At 50.8% G+C, this 17,944-nt stretch carries 21 protein-coding genes; 3 read left to right on the top strand and 18 right to left on the bottom strand.

Going from position 1 to position 17,944, the window contains the following annotated elements:
- Window positions 1-79: 79 nt before the first annotated feature.
- Window positions 80-1,390, top strand: a complete 1,311-nt coding sequence (locus tag BZG82_RS11965) for an outer membrane protein transport protein (RefSeq protein WP_077765922.1) — start codon at window positions 80-82, stop codon at window positions 1,388-1,390.
- Window positions 1,391-1,474: 84 nt separating this feature from the next.
- On the opposite strand, the gene BZG82_RS11960 is transcribed toward BZG82_RS11965, so the two are convergent.
- The 10 genes from BZG82_RS11960 to ccmA all read right to left on the bottom strand — a co-directional run bounded on the left by BZG82_RS11960 (window position 1,475) and on the right by ccmA (window position 9,264).
- Window positions 1,475-2,233 (bottom strand): MlaA family lipoprotein, encoded by a 759-nt coding sequence (locus BZG82_RS11960; RefSeq protein WP_077479254.1) that lies wholly within the window; start codon window positions 2,231-2,233, stop codon window positions 1,475-1,477.
- A gap of 71 nt (window positions 2,234-2,304) precedes the next feature.
- Complete coding sequence (gene ccmI, locus BZG82_RS11955; RefSeq protein ID WP_077479255.1) at window positions 2,305-3,516, bottom strand: c-type cytochrome biogenesis protein CcmI; 1,212 nt, start codon at window positions 3,514-3,516, stop codon at window positions 2,305-2,307.
- The gene (locus BZG82_RS11950) at window positions 3,513-4,013 is read right to left on the bottom strand and encodes a cytochrome c-type biogenesis protein (protein WP_077479256.1); all 501 of its coding nucleotides are present in this window, start codon (window positions 4,011-4,013) and stop codon (window positions 3,513-3,515) included. The genes ccmI and BZG82_RS11950 overlap by 4 nt, the downstream gene beginning before the upstream one ends.
- Window positions 4,010-4,561 carry a DsbE family thiol:disulfide interchange protein gene (locus BZG82_RS11945; RefSeq protein WP_077479257.1) on the bottom strand — a complete coding sequence of 184 codons (552 nt, stop codon included), beginning with the start codon at window positions 4,559-4,561 and terminating at the stop codon, window positions 4,010-4,012. Before BZG82_RS11945 ends, BZG82_RS11950 begins: the two co-directional genes overlap by 4 nt.
- Entirely contained in the window at window positions 4,558-6,528 is a 1,971-nt protein-coding gene (locus BZG82_RS11940; protein WP_077765921.1) for a heme lyase CcmF/NrfE family subunit, read from the bottom strand. Before BZG82_RS11940 ends, BZG82_RS11945 begins: the two co-directional genes overlap by 4 nt.
- Entirely contained in the window at window positions 6,525-7,010 is a 486-nt protein-coding gene (gene ccmE / locus BZG82_RS11935) for a cytochrome c maturation protein CcmE (protein WP_069587187.1), read from the bottom strand. Before ccmE ends, BZG82_RS11940 begins: the two co-directional genes overlap by 4 nt.
- The gene (ccmD, locus tag BZG82_RS11930; RefSeq protein WP_069587186.1) at window positions 7,007-7,213 is read right to left on the bottom strand and encodes a heme exporter protein CcmD; all 207 of its coding nucleotides are present in this window, start codon (window positions 7,211-7,213) and stop codon (window positions 7,007-7,009) included. The genes ccmE and ccmD overlap by 4 nt, the downstream gene beginning before the upstream one ends.
- Window positions 7,213-7,950: a heme ABC transporter permease gene (locus BZG82_RS11925; RefSeq protein ID WP_077479259.1), complete on the bottom strand. Its 738-nt coding sequence runs from the start codon at window positions 7,948-7,950 to the stop codon at window positions 7,213-7,215. The genes ccmD and BZG82_RS11925 overlap by 1 nt, the downstream gene beginning before the upstream one ends.
- A 28-nt stretch (window positions 7,951-7,978) precedes the next feature.
- Window positions 7,979-8,647 (bottom strand): heme exporter protein CcmB, encoded by a 669-nt coding sequence (ccmB, locus tag BZG82_RS11920; protein ID WP_077455492.1) that lies wholly within the window; start codon window positions 8,645-8,647, stop codon window positions 7,979-7,981.
- Window positions 8,644-9,264, bottom strand: coding sequence for a cytochrome c biogenesis heme-transporting ATPase CcmA (gene ccmA, locus BZG82_RS11915; RefSeq protein WP_077455493.1), 621 nt, complete (start codon window positions 9,262-9,264; stop codon window positions 8,644-8,646). Before ccmA ends, ccmB begins: the two co-directional genes overlap by 4 nt.
- 121 nt (window positions 9,265-9,385) lie before the next feature.
- Between ccmA and BZG82_RS11910 the strand changes: the two genes are divergently transcribed.
- Both BZG82_RS11910 and BZG82_RS11905 read left to right on the top strand, forming a co-directional pair.
- Window positions 9,386-10,186 (top strand): flagellar hook-length control protein FliK, encoded by an 801-nt coding sequence (locus tag BZG82_RS11910; RefSeq protein ID WP_077765920.1) that lies wholly within the window; start codon window positions 9,386-9,388, stop codon window positions 10,184-10,186.
- Between the two features lie 2 nt (window positions 10,187-10,188).
- A complete protein-coding gene (locus tag BZG82_RS11905) occupies window positions 10,189-10,485 on the top strand; it encodes an EscU/YscU/HrcU family type III secretion system export apparatus switch protein (protein ID WP_069587179.1) in 297 nt (98 codons plus the stop codon).
- On the opposite strand, the gene BZG82_RS11900 is transcribed toward BZG82_RS11905, so the two are convergent.
- The 8 genes from BZG82_RS11900 to cheY are packed head-to-tail and all read right to left on the bottom strand — an operon-like array spanning window position 10,486 to window position 17,909.
- Window positions 10,486-10,920: a DUF2802 domain-containing protein gene (locus BZG82_RS11900; protein ID WP_077765919.1), complete on the bottom strand. Its 435-nt coding sequence runs from the start codon at window positions 10,918-10,920 to the stop codon at window positions 10,486-10,488.
- Window positions 10,920-11,408, bottom strand: a complete 489-nt coding sequence (locus BZG82_RS11895) for a chemotaxis protein CheW (protein ID WP_069587175.1) — start codon at window positions 11,406-11,408, stop codon at window positions 10,920-10,922. Before BZG82_RS11895 ends, BZG82_RS11900 begins: the two co-directional genes overlap by 1 nt.
- A gap of 34 nt (window positions 11,409-11,442) precedes the next feature.
- Window positions 11,443-12,615 (bottom strand): chemotaxis protein CheW, encoded by a 1,173-nt coding sequence (locus tag BZG82_RS11890; protein WP_077765918.1) that lies wholly within the window; start codon window positions 12,613-12,615, stop codon window positions 11,443-11,445.
- On the bottom strand, window positions 12,602-13,384 hold the full coding sequence (locus tag BZG82_RS11885) for a ParA family protein (protein ID WP_069587171.1): 783 nt from the start codon (window positions 13,382-13,384) through the stop codon (window positions 12,602-12,604). Before BZG82_RS11885 ends, BZG82_RS11890 begins: the two co-directional genes overlap by 14 nt.
- 10 nt (window positions 13,385-13,394) lie before the next feature.
- The gene (locus BZG82_RS11880; protein WP_077479266.1) at window positions 13,395-14,528 is read right to left on the bottom strand and encodes a protein-glutamate methylesterase/protein-glutamine glutaminase; all 1,134 of its coding nucleotides are present in this window, start codon (window positions 14,526-14,528) and stop codon (window positions 13,395-13,397) included.
- Between the two features lie 18 nt (window positions 14,529-14,546).
- The gene (locus BZG82_RS11875) at window positions 14,547-16,775 is read right to left on the bottom strand and encodes a chemotaxis protein CheA (protein WP_077677925.1); all 2,229 of its coding nucleotides are present in this window, start codon (window positions 16,773-16,775) and stop codon (window positions 14,547-14,549) included.
- A gap of 9 nt (window positions 16,776-16,784) precedes the next feature.
- Window positions 16,785-17,510 carry a protein phosphatase CheZ gene (locus BZG82_RS11870; RefSeq protein ID WP_077765917.1) on the bottom strand — a complete coding sequence of 242 codons (726 nt, stop codon included), beginning with the start codon at window positions 17,508-17,510 and terminating at the stop codon, window positions 16,785-16,787.
- 30 nt (window positions 17,511-17,540) lie between these two features.
- The gene (cheY, locus tag BZG82_RS11865; RefSeq protein WP_069587163.1) at window positions 17,541-17,909 is read right to left on the bottom strand and encodes a chemotaxis response regulator CheY; all 369 of its coding nucleotides are present in this window, start codon (window positions 17,907-17,909) and stop codon (window positions 17,541-17,543) included.
- Window positions 17,910-17,944: the final 35 nt, after the last annotated feature.

Below are 17,944 nucleotides of genomic sequence, written 5' to 3'. Positions count from 1 at the left end.
CCATATACGACAGGAAAATTGATTTAACCTCAAGAGAGTTTAGGCTGAGCGTCCCTTTTTATAGCGAACAAGTAAGCCGATGAAAAATAATAAGATCGTTTATCTCGCCGTCGCTGCGGCATTGGGCTCTCTTTCAACCTCCGCGTACAGTGCAGGTTTTCAATTAGCCGAAACCTCCGCAACGGGCCTAGGCCGCGCATTTGCCGGTGAAGCCGCAATGGCCGATAACGCCAGCGCCCAGTTTCGTAACCCAGCCTTGTTGAGCTATCTAGCAGACACCCAAGTTTCTGCCGGCGGCATTTACGTCAACCCAAATGTCGATATTGATGGCGAAAACTCTCAGCACGGTCAAACCTCAACCAATGATGTTGCCCATGATGCCGTGATCCCTAATTTCTATTTTGCCCATCAAATCGACGATCGCTTTACCGCTGGCCTAGCTCTCGCCACCAACTTTGGCATGGAAACCGATTTGGGCAATGACTTTACTGGCACCCAGTTTGGTAATGAAGCGGCCGTCACTACGTTTGAAATCAATCCAAACCTTGCGTGGAAAGCCACCGAGCAATTGCGCGTCGGCGCCGGCCTTCGCTATGTGTTGGGGGAAGGGAGCATTGGTGCGCAAGCGAACACAACGGGCTCTATCAAACCTATTCCGGCAGGATCGACTTTAAAGTATATGGAAGGGGATGACCGTGCCTGGGGTTGGCAACTCGGTGTTGCTTATGACATCAACGACAATAACCGCATCGGTTTTAACTATCGTTCTGAAGTCGAGCTAACACTTGAAGGTCATGCAGAAGGGCTAAGCTTTGATCAAGTTGCAGGAAAGATAACGAAGCAACCAAAGTCAACCTATAACGGCAGTATGGCTCTTACCCTCCCCGCTACTGCTGAGTTCTCTTCGCTGCATCAACTGACTGAACAGTGGGCAGTACACACCAGCCTTAATTGGACCGAGTGGAGCAGCTTTGACAAGTTAGAAGCCGATATCCCATACCTCAATGGCGCTCAAGAGGTGAAAGTGGAAAACTGGGAGGATAACTATCGCTTTGCTATCGGCACCACTTATCAGTGGGATCAGAAACTAACGCTACGTTCAGGCATTGCCTACGATACCTCAGCGGTGAGCGATAAAAACCGTACCCTGACCATCCCAGAAACTGACCGTACCTGGTTAAGCGTGGGTGCCGGCTATGACGTGACGTCTAAGCTCACCCTGGATGCGGCGTTTACCTATATCTTTGCCAAAGACGCGCCAGTCAAAGAAGCTCGTGATGGAATCAACTCTGAATCGGAACAAAATGCGGAAGCCAATTTTGGTGCATTTGAAGGTGAAACCACAGGTAACGTGTGGCTGCTAGGTGTGCAAGCAAGCTACCGTTTCTAATAGTTTGATTTAACGAAATACAAACACCACGGTTTTAGCCGTGGTGTTTTTTTATCCCTTTTTGCGCAAGCGGCTCATGCGGATTTACGGCGCGGCGTCAATGTCATCGATAAAGTCATCCAAGAACTCATCGTTGAGCGCAGGTTGTTCTTTGAGCGCCTCATCGCCTTTCGCGCGATACAAACGGTTTTGCAAATAGGCTTCTCGCGCGAAAGCGTAAGGGTCTGGCGAGTTATCCAACTGCGATTCCTGTGAGACGAGTGCAGCACGTGACTCCATGCCATCAAACATCCACTTGAGTACCGATTGCGGCAAAGTCAGCAAGGCAAGTGGCGGATACAAACCATCGACAAACTCCCCTGCGCCTTCTCGCACAGACGTTGGCCCATATCCTGGTAGCATCAAGTAGGCGCCGTGGCCAACATCATAATGCCCCATCGCGTCACCAAATTCGCGCTGATCGTATTTCTGAATATCCGCATCCGAGGCAATATCAATAATGCCACCGAGCCCAAACAAGGTATTGATCCAGAAACGGTTGAAATGAGTGACAGCTTTCTCCCCTTCCAGCATCAATAAGCTGTTTAAAAAGCTCGCAGGCTCTTCAAGGTTGCCCAAAAAGTTCGAAATACCGGTCCGCATCGGACTAGGAACATAATCGACGTAGGCGATAGATACAGGCCTTGCAACGTAAGGGTCTAAGTAGTCATAGTTGACAGTCCACATCGCACGGTTAAACCCTTCTAACGGGTCTTCAGGATGGGGCTCAGCACCTTCAGGTCGCGAGGCACACCCAGATAGCAAACCGAGCACGACCGCTATCAAACAAAGACGTTTCCACATCAAATTCATTTCCCTAATAGTAAGGCTGGGCAAGCCCAGCCTTTTACGCAAAGAAGTCTATTTTGTCGTGATTATTGCTGTTTGTCGATTGTCACGCTTGCTGCTTGACCGATTTTAACCGGCTGACTGCTTCCTACCCAATCACCGTTTTTTGTAGCAACATTGCCATCCGCGTCAATGCGCGCCTTGATCACTAACGTCTCTGGAGAAGATAGCGCACGATTGGGATTTAAGCTGTCGGTATCAGACAAACGAACGGTTACCGGAAACTTAGAAAGCGGTAAGCGCTTTGCCGCCAACGGCATAGGCGCTTGCGCCGACTCATGGGCAGACACGATAAGTACCCCATTGTCAGGGAGGGTGACATCCTCGCCAAGGCTCACCTTCACCTCTACCGCCGCACCTTGCGCGGCGTTAAGAGCCAACTGAGCGCGCGCGATCGATTGATCCAGTGTTTCGTTTCGTGGGTCATCAGGGCCAATCAAGGTTTTCATTGCTTTCCACGTCGCAATCGCATCATTAAATCGGCTTTGCTCAAACGCTTGATAGGCCAGTAACGACATGGCTTGCAAGTTAAACGGGTCTTCACTCACCACCGATCTTAGTAAGGTTTCTGCACGGCCACTGTCGACCTCCGATCCGGCAAACAATAAGGCTTGCGCCAACCCTATCTGAATTTCGGGGCGAGAGGGTGATAACGCGTAGGCTTTTTCCATCGCTCCTTTGGCCGTCTCCCTATCACGATTTGCAAGGCCAATACGGCCTAATAGCAACCAACCGGTGCTGTCATCTGGCTCATACTGCAAACGGGTACGAAGCGCTAAGGTCAGATCTTGCATCTCCTGCTGTGACATGGGCTGATCATTATTTAAAAGCTTCTTAGACAGCGCCGGTAAGTTTTCCGCAGTGGCCTGCCAATCAGCTACTTGGTTAGCACTGCCTTTGACGCCATATAAGCCAAAACTCACCACCGCCAACACAATCAATCCAGGAATCCACTGCATGGGTGATAAACGCAAATGGCGCGCTTGTCGTGCTTTTTCCTTTTCCGGAATGTCGTCCAGTAACGATTGCTGTAAATCCTGAGTGAGATCTTGCTCGTTCTCAATCAGGCCTTCCGCACTCTCCGCCTTAATTTCGTTCACACGATCAAAATAAAAGGCTTTGTTCAGAGCATCTCGGCTTGCTTGATGATCATGGTCTTTTTTTTGCCATAACGGCCACAGAAACATCACTGCACCAAGAATAAACAGCACCAAGGTGGCACTCCAAAACTCCATCATTTGGGCTCCTTGTTATGATTATTATCTGCCTGTTCTGAATCGTCTGACGACGCTAACAAATCCTGCAAGCGTTGCTGTTCATCCTCACTCAGCGAGGTCTTTTCGGCCTGTTTATGGCGACGGCTGCGCACAATCACCACACCGATACCCGACACCAACACCAGTGCGGGTGCTAACCATAAGATCAAGGTGGATGCCGTCAGCGGTGGGTTGTACCTCACGAAGTTACCGTAGCGTGCCACCATAAAGCTTAAGATCTCTTCATCACTGCGCCCTTGCTGAAGCATTTGATGCACCTTTTGACGCAGATCTTGTGCTAACTCTGCATTGGAGTCAGCGATACTGTTATTTTGACACTTAGGACAACGCAACTCATGGGTCAGGGCTCTGAAACGCGCTTCTTGCTCTGGCGAGTCAAATTCATAGACATCGATAGCATTGGCCAATGCAAATGCCGCACTCATCCATAGCACGCACAGTAAGGCGAATCGTTTCATTGCACCTCCTCCTTGAGTGACTGATACATCGGACCTAAGGTCTGCGCCCAATTAGAGGCATTCACATCACCCACATGGCGATATTGGATGATGCCATTGGCATCAATGAGGAAGGTTTCAGGCGCACCGTACACCCCCAGATCAAGCCCTAACATCCCATCGCCATCATACAAGCTGATCTGATAGGGATTGCCGAGGTTATCTAGCCATTTTACTGCCTTCGCACGATCATCTTTGTAATTTAGGCCGATGATCTTCACACCTTGCGATGCCAATTTGTTCAAGAATTGGTGCTCAGCGTAACAAGTCGGGCACCAGGTTGCCCAAACATTCAGCAATAAAGGCTCGCCGTTAAAAATGGCCTGATCGTAGGCTTTGTCTGGCGTTTTCAGATCTTCAAGACGAAACTCAGGCACAGGCTGTCCGACCAACACCGACTCCAGTTTGGTGGGATCGTCCCCTTGGGCATTCTTCTCCAATTGCGAAACAAAAAAGAACGCCAAGGCGGCAAAGAGCACCAGCGGTAAAAACAGCAATGCTTTTCTCATGCCCGTGCCTCCTTCACGTGAGTCGATTTGGTCTGGCGACGGAAGCGATAGCGTTTATCACTGATCGCCAAAGCGCCACCCACCGCCATGACAATGGCGCCAAACCAAATCCAACGCACAAAGGGCTTGTAGTAAAGACGCATCGCCCAAGAGCCATCAGGAAGTTCTTCCCCCATGGCAATGTAAAGATCGCGCGTTAAGCCGCGATCGATGGTGGCTTCGGTCATCATTGAACGCTGAACACGATAAAAACGCTTCTCCGCTTCAAGGTGATTAATAAAACGCTCGCCGCGATAGACATCGAACGACGCCACGAAACCATCGTAGTTAGGACCATCTTTATGGGACAAATCGGTGAAGTTAAAGGTGTAACCTTCTAACGTGACACTGCTCCCCGGCGCCATCTTCACATCACGCTCGATATCGTAGTTTTCGACCATTGCGACCCCAATGATAGTGATGGCAAGACCAATATGACCGAGGACCATCGCCCAGTGACTGCGGCCTAGCTTACGGATCCCAACCATAAAGGCATGTCGATGGGTCGCACGAATATAAAGCTCATAGCCGTGAAGAAGGGTGATCCACGCGGCCATAGTGATGCCCATTGCCGCCATTGCTTTAAAGCTGTCTGCGAGGAGGGCAATGGTCGCCACCCCAAACACAACCGAGACCAGACCGCTAATCCACATCGGTTTCGCGATGGTGCTCAGGTTGTCTCGCTTCCAGCGGATCAGAGGACCGATGCCAAGGAAGAAGGCAAAAGGCAACATCAACCACGCGAATAGGAAATTAAAGAAGGGTTCACCAATCGAGACCGACCCTAATCCGAGTTGCTTGTGTACCAAGGGTAATAAGGTACCAATCAAGACAACCACTAACCCAGTCATCAACAGGGTGTTATTGACGAGTAGCGCATTTTCACGTGAGATGAGTGACACTTTCGTTCGTACCCGCACTTCCGATGCCCGTAAGGCATAAAGCAGCAGAGACCCGCCAATAACGACAACCAAAAAGCCTAAAATGAATAGCCCGCGCGCAGGGTCTGACGCGAACGAGTGAACAGACACCAGCACGCCAGAGCGCACCAAGAAGGTGCCCAGTAAGCTCAATGAGAACGCTGCGATGGCGAGTAAAACGGTCCACGCTTTAAAGGTGCCGCGTTTTTCCGTCACCGCTAAGGAATGCATTAATGCCGTTCCCGCAAGCCAAGGCATAAACGACGCGTTCTCTACCGGATCCCAGAACCACCAGCCGCCCCAGCCAAGTTCGTAGTAAGCCCACCAAGAGCCTAACGCAATACCTAAGGTTAAGAACAACCAGGCCGCCGTTGTCCAAGGGCGGGACCAGCGCGCCCAAGCCGTATCTAACCGACCAGCAATTAAAGACCCAATCGCAAAGGCAAATGCCACCGAAAAGCCTACATAGCCCATGTAGAGGATCGGAGGATGAACAATTAAACCGGGATCTTGCAGAAGCGGATTCAAATCGCGACCATCAACAGGAAAGTAAGGCAAGGTGCGATCGAAAGGGTTTGAGGTCAAAATAATAAACAGTAAGAAACCGACCGAGATCATCCCCATCACTGCGAGTACACGCGCAATGGAAGACAGTGGCATCCCGCGACTAAACACCGCCACCGCGACGGTCCACAAAGCTTGAATTAATACCCAAAGTAGCAAAGAGCCTTCATGAGCGCCCCAAACAGCAGTCAGCCGATAGTACCAGGGTAATGCACTGTTGGAGTTGCTTGCCACATAGGCAACGGTGAAATCATTGGTATAAAATGCCCAACTTAATGCGATGAATGAAAAGAGCAACATGGCGAACATGCCGACCGATAAAGGCCGTGCCATTTTCATCATACCTTCGTGGCCTTGGCTGGCCCCATAAAGGGGATAAAAACTCAATAACAGCGCTAATCCCAAGGCGAGGATCAGCGCAAAATGCCCCAGCTCAACAATCATAATTGACTACCTTGCTTTTGTTGGTCGGTGTATTCGAGCGGTTGATGGCTTTTTTGCATCGCTTCAGCAATCTCTGGTGGCATGTATTCTTCATCATGCTTCGCCAGCACTTCACTGGCTTTCACCGTGCGCGAATCAACCAGCACACCTTGCGCGACAATCCCCTGCCCTTCGCGGAACAAATCCGGCAGAATTCCCTCGTATGTGACGGTAACAGCAGGGCCAACATCAGCGACATCAAATTGAATTTGCAGTGACTCTTGGTCGCGTTTGACCGACCCTTCTACGACCATGCCGCCAATGCGAAGTCGTTGCCCCACTTGAGGCTTGCTGCCATCCGGCTTACCTTGAACGATTTCGGTCGGCGTATAGAACAAGTCCATATTTTGGTTCAGTGCATAGAGCACTAACCCCATTGTGGTTGATACACCCACCAATAAGGCAAGCGTGATCCAAAGCCTTTTTTTACGACGAGGGGTCATAAGGTGTTCTCCAGTGCTTGGGCATCTTTAATGCGTTTTTCTCGCGCCATTTGTTTTTTTACAGCTTCAAGCCGTTTCTTATGGGTACGATGGTAACCAATAACCAGTGCAATTAATGCCAGTGCGGTAATGCCAAACGCACTCCACACGTAACCGGCATAGCCTCCCATCGCCAAAAAAGCACTCATGCTATCAAAATGCATTATTTATCCTCCACCAAGGCCCGCACCCAAGGGCGGTGTGACTCGCGCAACACGATCTGATTCCGCAATCCCATTAAGGTCAACGTGGCAAAAAAGCTAGCAAATCCAACCAAGCAAACCAGTAATGGCCAGAGCATGTCTGACGCAATTGACGGGCGGGCAAATTTGGTAATCGTGGCGCCTTGATGCAAGGTGTTCCACCACTCGACAGAGAAATGAATGATCGGCAGGTTAATCACCCCCACCATCGCCAATATTCCCGCCGCTTGGGCTGCCATACGCGCATCATCGAACGCGTTATACAGCGCCATGACACCGATGTAGAGGAAAAGCAGGATCAATTCTGAGGTGAGCCTCGCATCCCATACCCACCAAGCTCCCCACATGGGCTTGCCCCAAATCGCCCCAGTGATCAAGGCGATAAAGGTAAAGACGGCACCAACAGGGGCAATCGCGCCCACCGCCCAGTCTGCCATTTTGAGTTGCCAGACTCGCCCAATAAAGGCTGCAATGGCCATCGACAGATAGGCGCCCATTGACCAAATGGCCGCGGGCACGTGAATATAAATAATGCGAAAACTATCGCCTTGTTGGTAATCAGCAGGCGCGAACGCCAAGCCCCAAATACAACCAATGACTAAGCTCAGCCCGGCGAGCACCGCAAACCACGGGATGAGTTTCCCACATAAACGATAACTATTTTCCGGTTTTGCGTAAGGGTGAAGCCACTTCCACATGACAATTGCTCTACTTCCTGATTAATTATTAATTCACGCTCACACGCAATGCTGCGGCGATAGCAAAGGGTGCTAGGGTCACGGATCCCGCAAGCAAAGCACCGAGAATAGCCAACTGCCCACTAATGTTGGCGCCAAAACTTGCCATATCGATGGCAGATGTCGCGAAAATCAGTACTGGAATGTACAAAGGTAGGATCAATAGGCTCAACAGCACGCCGCCTTTACGTAATCCAACCGTTAACGCTACACCTATCGCCCCAACAAAACTCAGGGTTGGGGTCCCTAACAACAGAGTCATCACGACAGCTTGGTAACTGTTCCAGTCCAAAGATAGCAATAACGCCAATAGCGGACTGACTACCAATAGCGGTAGCCCCGTCAGTAACCAGTGTGCGATGACCTTTGCCATCACCACCAGAGGCAACGGCACCGGCATCAGCATCATTTGCTCAAGCGAGCCATCCAGATAGTCATCACGAAAAAGACGCTCTAGAGATAGCAAGGCTGACAGCAGCGCTGCAACCCAAATTACCCCTGGCGCAATCTCCTGTAACAAATTTGCACCTGGCCCCACGCCAAGAGGGAAAAGAGTGATCACTATGATAAAGAACCACAGCGGATTTAAGCTATCCGATGGTTGTCGGAAGGCCACTTTCAATTCTCGGCGGATAATCAGCCACATCGTATTGATCATAGGGCCCCCAGACGGATACGTTGCAGTAACGGGTGGCCGACAAACATATCTTGGTGAGTGGTGAAAAGCACCATCCCGCCTTGCTCGACATGACGCTCAAATACCGACTCGAGAACCTGCACTCCTTGCTTATCGATCGCGGTTAGCGGTTCATCGAGCACCCACAGTTTACGGTGGCTGCTCAACCAAAGACGCGCAAGCGCAATACGGCGGTTTTGGCCCGCAGACAACTGTGCGGCAGGAATATCTTCGCGTCCCGCTAAGCCGACTTTGGCAAGCGCTTGCCAAATAGCCGCTTGGTCGTCTCGACCATGCATTTTCATGTAGTACGAGAGGTTTTCGAACGCGGTGAGTTCGCGCTTAACCCCTGTGGTGTGCCCCAAGAACAGTAAGTGACGATAAAATTCATCTCTTTGCTGGGTAATCGCCTGTTGCTGCCAACAGACTTCTCCACTATCTGCGAGTCCCAGCCCCGCGATAATCCGCAACAAGGTGGTTTTACCCGCCCCATTTGGGCCTTCAATTTGTACAAGGTCGCCGGGAGAAAGAGAGAATGTCAGCGCATCAAACAACACTCGGTCATCACGAACACAGCAAAGCTGTTTCACTTCCAACATGACAAATGTTGCATCCTGCTTTGTGTTACAAAATTGGACGCATAGTACCACATTGGTCAAAATGACTGTTAGTTACCACAGGGTTGCAAAGTGTGACTCGCGTAAATAATTGTGAGAAACCATGAAGATCGGAACAACGAACCCTCAACAATTGGTGTTAAAACCGCCAATGTCGATACCAGCACTTGCCCAAAAACTTGACGCGTCTTTGCTTGCCAATGCCCAATTTACCCTGTTAACGCCGGGCAGCTCAACACCGCTATCTGATACATTGGCACAACTTCATCTATTCCCTGCGGTATTGAATGCGATAAAGAATCAGCCCCCTGCCACTCAAGCCATGATGCAGTCGTTACTGGCGCTGTGGACACTACCCGGTAGCAAAAGCCATCAGCCTCTCGATCCTGAGACACTGATGCAATGGCTGACACATCGCCCTGCTGACAAACCATTAACAACCCTATTGCGTCAATGGCTAAATCGTAACGAAGACGCGGGTCCCTTAATCGGCGTATTACGTCTGATGGCCGAACAGCGCGTCTCAGAGTCTGCACGGAGTGGCGAGTGGCAATGGGTGTTGCCATTTGCCGAACCAGAGAAACCTCCGGTACGGGTACATGTTAAACGGCGTCAATCAGAAAAAAAGGCGAAGCCAGAGAAGCAACAGTGGCAGATACGTTTATATCTACCTGTGGGCAAGCAGTATGTCCGCGCAGACGTAAACCTTGAGGGAAAAGGAGGAAGCTTACTGCTAACGGCGCCGACGGACGCGCTAAAACAACGACTACAAGCAACATTGCCTTGGCTAGAAGAGCACCTGGCTTCGCAACACATCCAGCTCGACATCGCCATCAACCCTCACCATGACAGCCAACCACCCGAGCAAGATACGCGTCGTGCAGGCTTATCGATAAAGGTGTGATCATGAAAAAAACAAAACGAGCTATTGCGCTAGGATATGATGGTTATCAAGCGCCCAGCGTCAAAGCAAAGGCAGTCAATGAATTGGCAGATGCCCTCATTGAGGCACTGTCCGACCAAGGCTGTTTGATCCACAAAGATGAGAATTTGCTTAAATGGCTAGAACGCCTAGAGGTTGGCGAAGCGATTCCACCCAGTTTGTACCGTGTGGTTGCAGAATTGATTGCCTATGCTTGGGTATTAGAAGGAAAAACCCCACCCGGATGGCAGGGACCTAAGCCCATCAACACCAAAGTCTAGTTAACGTTGTTGATTAGCCGCTTGGCGTTTGCGTAGATTGAGCAGCAACTCAGCCTCGGCTTTGGGCAAATCACACTCATGCATCAGCTCATCGAGATCGGCGCCGAGATCAACCATTTTGCTAGCACGACTGTAAAGGCGACTGCCTGGATCTTGCATTTCAAGTTCCACCTGCTTTTCCAGTAACTCGTCAACATTCGTAGCAATGTCTGCCAGTTTTTGTCCCATGCCCATACTGCCCGCACGCAGCTCATTGAACTGTTTGGCAAGGCTGTCGTGGCGCTGACGCGCACTTTTCAACACCGTTTCCATGGCCTGCAACTTGTTTTCAAGTCGTTCTCTGGCGCGTCGCTCAATCCGCAAGCGCCACAAAGCGACGATGGCAAATACCACCGTCACTGCGACAGGTAACCAAGTCAATAACAGCGCAACCATTACAGCATTGCCATTTCATTCCATTCTTCGTCGGTCAACAATTTGTTGAGATCAACGAGGATTAGCAAGTCGCCATTGCGATTACTCACACCTTGGATAAATTTGGCGCTTTCTTCTGTACCGACACTTGGTGTAGTGTCAATTTCTGAGGTTTTCAGGTACACCACCTCAGCGACACTGTCGACCATGATACCAATCACTTGTGTTTCCGCTTCAATCACGATCACACGGGTATTGTCGGTGACTTCGCCCGGCATCAGGCCAAATCGAGAGCGTGTGTCGATGACGGTTACCACGTTACCACGCAGATTGATAATCCCTAACACGTAGTCAGGTGCGCCAGGAACAGGAGCAATTTCGGTGTAGCGCAACACTTCTCGCACCTGCATGACGTTAATGCCGTAGGTCTCTTCTTCGAGCTGAAAAGTGACCCACTGCAATACCTCGTCATTGACGCCTTCTTTTTGAACTTCAGCTACCTGAGACATTGATTTTCCTCTTTACGCGCTGTGCAATTTATCATTACGCCATCGCTTTGGCGTCAATCCCCTGATTTAACATAGCAATAAATGCTTGAACATGGATCAGGGCACACATTTTTTCTTTGACCATACCCGCCAACCAAGGCCGCTTTCCGGCTTGCTTGCGCCAGCGAATTGCTTTACCACTTAATGCCTGAGTGCCCAACAAGCGATTACAGGCCAGTCCCCACTTGCTATCACCCAGTAATACTATGTAATTATAGTCATCTCTGTGGCTATTATCTGCCAGTTTTTCTGGCATCACCCAACGGGCGGTATCGACCACATCAAGCTGTTGGTGTTTTTCTGTCTGTAAACCCAGATACCAATCAGGACGTCCGATCAAGTGATTGCAATCTCCCAATTGGTGGATCCCGCCTAACTCCGCGAGCGGCACCGCATAGGTCACGCCCATACTCTCAAAAAATAACACCTGAAACTCAGAGGCGGTTTCCACATTTTCCCATTGGGTTGGCGGCAGGTCCTCTCCGGCTTGGGTCTCAGGCTCCACTGCTGAGTCGACGTCAACTGTTTGCTCGATTTCCACCTCGGTTTCAAGATCTACCTCAGTCTCAAGCTCCGTATCAGTGGCGACATCCGCCTCCAGATCGGTCTGGGGCTCAGTCATTATCTCAGCATCAAGATCGAGCGCCTGCTCTGTTTCAACCGCAACCTCTTCGGTCACCTCGGTGTCCACGATAGGCTCATCCAGCAACGTCTCGGTTGCCATCTCTGTGTCGCTCTCAATGTCTGTCTCAGTGGTAACCTCAAGGTCGGGCTCAACCACCGTATCCACATCAGGGGTGTCTGTTTCAGTCGCCGTTTCTACTTGAGGTTCAACCTCCGCTTCGGCTTGCGCCAGCTCGGCTTCTTCATCTACTTTCAGTTGCGCAAGCAAACGCTCAACTTCAGCGAGATCGCGCTCGGGTTCAGCAAATGCCACCGGCTCAACGTCAGTCTCATCAGGGGCAAGCATGGGCTGCGGCTCGAGCTGATAATCTGGGTCAAGTGGCGTCGCCGTTTTCTGCCGGCTTGACTCACTGTCTGACTGACGCACGCTATCCTCAGCAACAGTATCTTGCTGAGGCTCTGGGGTATCGTCTAAGTCATCCAGTAAGGCTTCAAAGTAATCATCGAGCGCCTGACCACTGGATAGGGCATTATGCTTGTTCATCCTGCTCCAGTCGCTCCAAATATGTTAACAGTGTCTTGTAGGCAAAAACGCCACGGCAATTTTTTGCATAAAACGACGCAGGCATATGTTTTAGGCTCGCATCGCGGAATTTGGTATCGATGGGCACCGCCGATGCCCAAACCTGATCGCTATAACGCACTTTAAGCTCTTGCAATGTTTCTAACGATGCACGAGTTCGCTTGTCATACATGGTCGGTATGATCGTTAGGTTAAAATTAGAGGTTCGCGACTTCTGCATGATCTGCAGGGTGCGCATCATACGCTCTAACCCTTTCATTGCCAAAAATTCTGTTTGTACTGGGATCAACACACGGTGACTCGCTGCCAATGCATTCACCATCATTACCCCCAGTATAGGCGGGCAATCAATGAGGACATAATCGTACTCATCAGCCAGTGAATCGAGCGCCTTTTTAAGCACTAACCCCATTCCACCGCGATTGCCCATCACTCGGTCTAGTGTCGCAAGGGACATATGCGCGGGAATCAAGTCCATGTTGTCGAACTGGGTGCGAACAATCAGTGGCTTCACCGTTTCTTTATTCACGGTTTGCAGCTGAAAAAGATCGAATAAGCTCGCAGGCAACTGCTCAGAGTCAAAATTTAGATAAGTCGACAAGGAGGCGTGCGGGTCCGTGTCCACCAGCAGAACGCGCTTTTTCCGTTCGCTAATTAAACCGGCCAGTGTCACTGTGGTGGTTGTCTTACCGACACCGCCTTTTTGGTTGGCGATACTCCAGACTATCAAGCCCCACTCCTTATTTTAAATTCAGCTCAACCAGAATACGCTCTGCGATACGATCGAGCGGTAAATCCTCCGATGAAATACCCGCTTTAGCCACCGCTTGAGGCATACCGTAAACGACACAGCTTTCTTCGTCTTGTGCCCAAATGGTGGAGCCTGCGCTCTTCAGCATTCGTGCGCCTTCTCGGCCATCCGCCCCCATGCCGGTCAACACCATAGAAAGGACCTTGTCACCATAAACTTTGGCCGCCGAGCCAAAGGTCACATCGACACAGGGCTTATAGTTCATGCGCTCACCGCCATCTAAAATTTTCAAGCGCGCTGCGCCCGGCCGGCCATCTATCATCATCTGCATGCCACCCGGCGCTAAGTAAGCATGGCCCGGTTTTAATGCATCACCGTCTTTGGCTTCGGTAACTGTAATCTGACTCAACCCATTCAAACGCTGTGCAAACGCTGCCGTAAATGTTGCGGGCATATGTTGAATCAGCACAATCGGTAATGGGAAGTTGGCGGGAAGCTTGGTCAACACTTTTTGCAGTGCGACGGGCCCACCCGTCGATGTGCCGATCGCCATGAGCTGATAACGCTTACCGCTTGAGGTAAATCGCGCAGGCGCCTTTGACTTTGCCGCAGGGGCGGGGCTTGGCGCCGCAGGACGGACGGGCGCACGTGCGCCGCCCGCAGGTGAGGCCGTTTGTCCTGTTGTCGCACTCGGTGCTGGTTTACTAGGACGACGCAAGAAAGAGCGCTTGCGCGCAATTTCGAGGACACGCTGTTGAAGCAAGCTGGTCGCTTCATCACGATTGCGCGCAATATCCTCAAATTTCTTGGGTAAGAAGTCCAAAGCCCCTGCTTCAAGCGCATCAAGGGTCGCTTTTGCGCCTTCATGAGTCAGAGACGAAAACATTAAGATCGGCGTCGGCGTCTGTGCCATGATCTGGCGTACCGCTGAGATGCCATCCAGAACAGGCATCTCAATATCCATGGTCACGACATCAGGCTTGAGCTGAGCAACCTTCTCTACCGCTTCTTTGCCATTCACCGCGGTATCAATCACTTCCAGCCTAGGGTCGCCGTTAATAATCTCGCTGACGCGGCGGCGGAAGAAACTTGAATCATCCACCACCAGAACTTTCACTGCCATGCGCTTCCTTTTCTCAAATTAACCCGCGTAATGTTTTAGCAGGTTGGGCACATCGAGGATAAGAGCAATGTGTCCATCACTGGTGATGGTTGCCCCAGCCATACCGGGAGTCCCTTGTAGAAGTTCATCTAGCGGCTTAATGACCACTTCTTCTTGACCGAACAAGGTGTCCACCACAAACGCAATGCGTTGATGGGCAATTTGCACAATCACCACATGGCCCTTGGTTTTATCGATATCAGACTGACCTTTACACAACCAATCTTGTAAGAAGAAGATAGGGATGGCTTTATCTCGAACAATCAAGGTAAGCTGCCCATCTACCGTATTGGTTTTGGACATATCTAAGCTGATAATTTCACTGACGTTCGACAGTGGGAACGCAAACGGATTATCACCGACGCCCACCATCAGCGTGGGCAGGATTGCCAACGTAAGCGGAACCTTGATTTCAATAATGGTACCGCGTCCCAACTCAGAGTCGATGTTAATCGAACCGTTGAGCTTGGTGATCCCCGTTTTCACCACGTCCATACCAACACCACGTCCAGAGATATCTGAGATCTCGGTTTTGGTCGAGAAACCGGGGGCGAAAATCAGGTTATACGCTTCACTGTTAGTCAGTCGTGCCGCAGCATCCGCATCTAGGACACCACGTTCGACAGCGATGCCTTTCAGTTTTTCAGCATCCATACCGCCACCATCGTCTTCGATAGTCAGCAGAATGTGGTCACCTTCTTGCGACGCTTTTAAGGTGATGGTACCCACTCGTGGCTTGCCCGCCTTTTCACGCACGTCTGGCATTTCAATGCCGTGGTCAACCGAGTTACGCACCAAGTGGACCATGGGATCGGCCAATGCCTCGACCAAGTTTTTATCCAAGTCGGTTTCTTCGCCCTTCATCTCAAGGACGATTTCTTTCTTCAAGCTGCGCGCTAAATCACGTACCACGCGTGGAAAACGACCAAATACTTTTTTGATTGGCTGCATGCGCGTTTTCATGACCGCGCCTTGAAGATCGGCGGTGACCACATCAAGGTTAGTGACCGCTTTGGACATGCTCTCGTTGTTGCTACTTTGCCCCAAGCTCACTAAGCGGTTACGTACCAAGACCAATTCCCCCACCATATTCATGATGGCATCGAGGGTTGAGGTATTAACGCGAACGGTTTGCTCCTGCTGTGGGGCGGCAGGTGGTTTTTTCTCCGGTGCTTTTTCTGTCGCAGCCGGCGCTTTATTGCCAGCCCCCGCCTTAGCAGGCGTACTGGGTTTAGCGGGTTCCGCTTTTTTGGGTTCTGGCTTCGGTTCTGGCTTCGGTTCTGGCTTCGGCTCAGGTTTAGGCGCTTCTGCTTTTGCCGCTGCTGGCGGCGTATCGCCCGCGGCCGGTCCTTTGCCTTTCCCGTGTAAATCATCAAGCAATTTTTCGAACTCATCATCATCGATGAATTCATCACCACCGCCACTGGCAGGCGCTTTTTCAGGCGCGCTCTGCTCCGGTGTGTCGTTGCTATTTGCCGCGGGGCCTTTACCCGCGCCGTGTAAATCGTCTAGCAGTTTCTCGAATTCGTCATCGGTGATATCACCGCTGTCAGCTTCGGTGTCTGCAACTACATCCGGCTTATCTTGGCTATCGTCACCGCCTGCTGTTGGCGCTTTCCCTTCGCCATGCAGTTGGTCGAGTAAGCGATCAAATTCATCTTGAGTAATCTCATCGACTGAATCGCCACTGATCGCACCATCACCCGATGCTGAAGCTTCCGGTTCTGGGGTAGGCTCAGGTTCTGGCTCAGGTTCTGGCTCAGGCGTTGGTTCGGGTTCTGGCTCAGGTTCAGGCTCAGCCGCTTGCTCGTCTGCACTGGCAGGTTTCGCATAGCGATGTAGCGCTTCTAGCAACTCAGGCGAGGCCGCCGTCGGCTCTTCACTACTTTGAACCGCTGAAAACTGATCGTTAATGGTATCCAACGCTTGCAAAATGGTGTCCATGACGTCTGAGGTCAACTCACGGCCATGGTTACGCAGCGTATCAAAGACATTTTCCGCACCGTGACACGTGTCAACCAGTGCATTAAGACCCAAAAAGCCCGCCCCACCTTTTACGGTGTGGAAGCCACGGAAGATGGCATTCAGCAAGTCTGAATCATCAGGGGCACGCTCCAAATCGACCAGCTGTTCAGACAGCTGTTCGAGGATTTCTCCCGCTTCAATCAAAAAGTCCTGAAGGATTTCTTCATCCATTTCAAAGCTCATAGCGCACCTCTAAAAACCCAAACTCGATAATAAGTCATCGACATCATCCTGGCTGTGGACCACGTCATCACGCTCTTCAGGATGAATAATCGGTCCTTCCGGCGCAACGGCATCTTCTTGTTGAGACTGCGCTTCTCCCGCCGTCTCGTCACTTTCCATACCGAATGCCGTCAGAATTTCGACGAGTTGTTGTTCGACTTCTTGCACAAGTTCGATAACACGTCGAATCACTTGGCCGGTGAGATCTTGGAAATCTTGAGCCATCAAAATATCGGTCAAATGACCGTGAAGCTCTGTCGCTCCGCCTTCCACCTGAGTCAACAACTCGTCGATGTTGTGGCAAAGGCTTTTAAACTCATCCAGGGCGATTTCCCCCCGCATCAAGCTGTTCCAATTCGGCCTAACCGCTTGCAAATTATCTTGCAGCTCACAGGCAATAGGCATGGTACGTTCAACCGCATCCATGGTGCGGTTGGCCGCAAGCTCAGTTTTCTCCATCACATAGGTGAGGCGATCGCGAGCGTCAGGAATATCGACAGTCGCCAAATCACCAATTCTGGGATCCAAGCGAAAGTTGGAGATAGAGTCGTGTAATTGGCGGGTGAGTTTGCCCACTTCCTTAAAAAGCGGGTCTCGCGCCTCTTTCGCGATATCAGCGAGAAGCGCATTAGCGTTATCTTGCTCTCCACTTTCAAGATACGCGACCAATTGTTTCGCTTGGTCCAGATTGATCATGACGATTACCTTTTACTGTGCGCTTGCTAATTACATGCGCTCGAAAATCTTATCGAGCTTCTCTTTTAGTGTGGCAGCAGTAAAAGGTTTTACGATATAACCATTCACGCCCGCTTGCGCAGCTTCAACAATCTGCTCACGCTTCGCTTCGGCAGTGATCATCAATACAGGGAGATGCTTCAGCGAGTCGTCCTTTCGGATCTCTTTAAGCAAATCGATCCCCTGCATTCCAGGCATATTCCAATCGGTCACGACAAAATCAATACCGCCCTTTTTGAGGATTGGCAGCGCTGTTAAGCCGTCATCCGCTTCAACGGTATTGTTGAAACCTAAGTCACGAAGAAGATTCTTTACGATACGGCGCATTGTTGAAAAATCATCAACAACGAGAATTTTCATGTTTTTATCCAAGGTTGCCTCCGGTGAGGTCTCGT

This window comes from Salinivibrio sp. PR5 (assembly GCF_001996085.1).
In the GTDB taxonomy this organism is placed as follows: Bacteria; Pseudomonadota; Gammaproteobacteria; order Enterobacterales; family Vibrionaceae; genus Salinivibrio; species Salinivibrio proteolyticus.
This window is presented reverse-complemented; position numbering and strand designations above follow the sequence as displayed.